This window comes from Pseudomonas artemisiae (assembly GCF_057128685.1).
The window spans coordinates 1-2,399 of sequence record NZ_JBSKHS010000032.1 but is presented as its reverse complement, the minus strand read 5'-3'; the positions used below and the strand labels follow the sequence as shown (position 1 = coordinate 2,399).

The window sequence follows — 2,399 nt, the reverse complement described above, 5'->3', positions numbered from 1 at the left end:
GGCCAACAGGGCCACTACCAGCTCCAGGGAGCGCTCGGCGCACACCCCCACCAGCACGTCCGGGCCTACGCCCTGCTCACGCAGCCAGCGGGCCAGTTGGTTGGCGCGGCCGTTGAGCTGGGCGTAGGTCCACTGGTGTTCGCCGAAGCGCACGGCCAGCGCATCAGGCGTGGCCGCCACCTGGCGCTCGATCAGCTGTTGCAGCTGCATGTGATCCGGGAAGGCCGTAGCAGTGTCGTTCCAGCCGTGCAGCAACTGCTCACGGGCCTGGCGAGACAACAGCGGCAAGCGCCCTACCGCCTGGGCGGGGTCGTCTGACAGTGCCTGCAACAGCGCCAGGAAGTGGTCGCGCATCTGAGCGATGGTGCCGGCATCGAACAGGTCGGTGGCGTAGCCGAACTGGCCCTGTACCTGGCCATCGCGGCTTTCCTCGGTACTGAGCATCAGGTCGAACTTGGCCACGCCAACGTCCAGCTCAAGGCTTTCCAGTATCAGCCCACGGCCATCCTGGGAAGGCAACCTGCGCAAACCGTCGCGTTGGCTCGGCAAGTGGTTGTAGGCCACCTGGAACAGCGGGTTGTAACTGAGGCTACGCTCAGGCTGAAGCGCCTCGACCAAGCGTTCGAAGGGCAGGTCCTGATGGGCCTGAGCACCGAGCACTGCTTCCCGGGTACGGCCCAGCAGGTCGGTGAAAGGTTGCTGTGCGTCCAGTTCGCAGCTCAACACCTGGGTGTTGACGAAAAAGCCAATCAAACGCTCGCTTTCCGCCCGGCCACGGTTGGCCACCGGAACGCCGACCCTCAGCGCGCGCTGGCCGCTGTGGCGGAACAACAGCACCTGATAGGCCGCCAGCAGCAGCATAAACAGGGTAGCGCCCTTGCCCCGTGCCAACTCACGCAGGCGCTCGCTCAAGGCCGGCGGCAGTTGGAAATCCACCGCCGCGCCCCGGTAGCTTTGCACCGCCGGGCGTGGGCGGTCGCTGGGCAGGGCCAGCACCTGGGCCTCGCCGCTGAGCTGGCGCATCCAGTAGTCGAGCTGGCGGTCACCCTCCCCGGCCTGCATCCACAGCCGCTGCCAGCGCGCGTAATCGGCGTACTGCACCGGCAAGGCCTGCAGGGCTGCCGGCTGACCACTGAGCTGGGCGGTATACAGGCTGGCGAACTCGTCGGTCAGCACGCCCATCGACCAGCCATCGGAGACGATATGGTGCAGTGTGAGCAGCAGCAGGTGTTCACGGTCATCGAGGCGGATTAGCGTCAACCGTAGCAACGGCCCCTGGGTAAGGTCGAAGGGCTGCCGCGCGGCCTGTTCCAGTTGCTCGCGGGCGCAGGCTTCGCGCTCAGCGGCCGGCAGCAGGCTTAAATCGATACGCTGTAGCTCGGGTTCGAGGCCTGGCAGGATCACCTGAACGGCCTGCACCCCTTGCTCATGTTCGACCTCACGGAACAGGGTACGCAGGCTTTCATGGCGGGCCACCAGGGCCACAAAGCTGCGATGCAATGCCGTTTCATCCAACTGACCCCGCAGCCTTACCGCCGCGGGGATGTTATAGGCGGCGCTGTGCGGTTCCATTTGCCACAAGAACCACAGGCGGCTTTGCGCGGCGGACAGCGGGGCCTGCCCACAGGGCTGACGCACAATAGGTAAGCGCTCCAGGCTTACCCCCTTCTCGCCCAACTGACGCAGGAACATCAACTGGCGGTCTTCGGGCAAAGCGGCAAGGCGTTCAGCCACCTGCTGTAGCTTTTGGTGTTCGGTGTTGCTCATCAAAAATTCTCCAACTCGCCCAGCAACTCATCCATCAGGCCCAGATCGACCTGTTCCTTGTGCGCTGCCTCAGGTTCAGCCTGTAGCGCGGCGGCCAATACCTGGATGGAACTCAACTCGAATAAACGGTGAAGCGGCAATTGCACGTTCAGGCGCTTGCGCAAGGTCATGCCGAGCTGGGTCAACAGCAGCGAATGCCCGCCCAGCTCGAAGAAGTCGTCGGTGGTGCCCACCCGCTCGACGCCCAGCACCTCCTGCCAGATAGCCACCAGTTGCTGCTCAAGTTCGGTGACTGGGGCCACATACTGCGCACGGGGGCTGGCGGCCAGGTCCAGTACCGGCAAGGCCTTGCGGTCCAGCTTGCCGTTGGGCGACAGCGGCATGGCGTCCAGCACCAGGATGCGCGTGGGCACCATGTAGTCCGGCAACTGCGCTGCCAACTCCCGGCGCAGGCTGTCCCCGTCCACGCGGGCCACCACGTAGCCCACCAGTTGCTTGCCTTGAGGGGTATCCCGGGCGATCACCACCGCCTCGTCTACCGCGGCCAGGCCATGCAGGCAGGCTTCGATTTCCCCCAGTTCGATGCGCAGGCCACGGACCTTCACCTGATGGTCGATACGCCCCACGTATTC

The 2,399-nt window shown here is 64.9% G+C and carries 2 protein-coding genes; both read right to left on the bottom strand.

The genetic code is table 11. The features are described 5' to 3' along the window. The coding region (locus tag ACWKV4_RS20555) for a condensation domain-containing protein (RefSeq protein WP_483834043.1) at window positions 1-1,767 on the bottom strand (1,767 nt) is incomplete at its 3' end. Next, window positions 1,767-2,399 (bottom strand): phosphopantetheine-binding protein (locus tag ACWKV4_RS20550; RefSeq protein WP_483834042.1); only part of this gene is annotated, 633 nt, incomplete at its 5' end. The genes ACWKV4_RS20555 and ACWKV4_RS20550, both read right to left, overlap by 1 nt.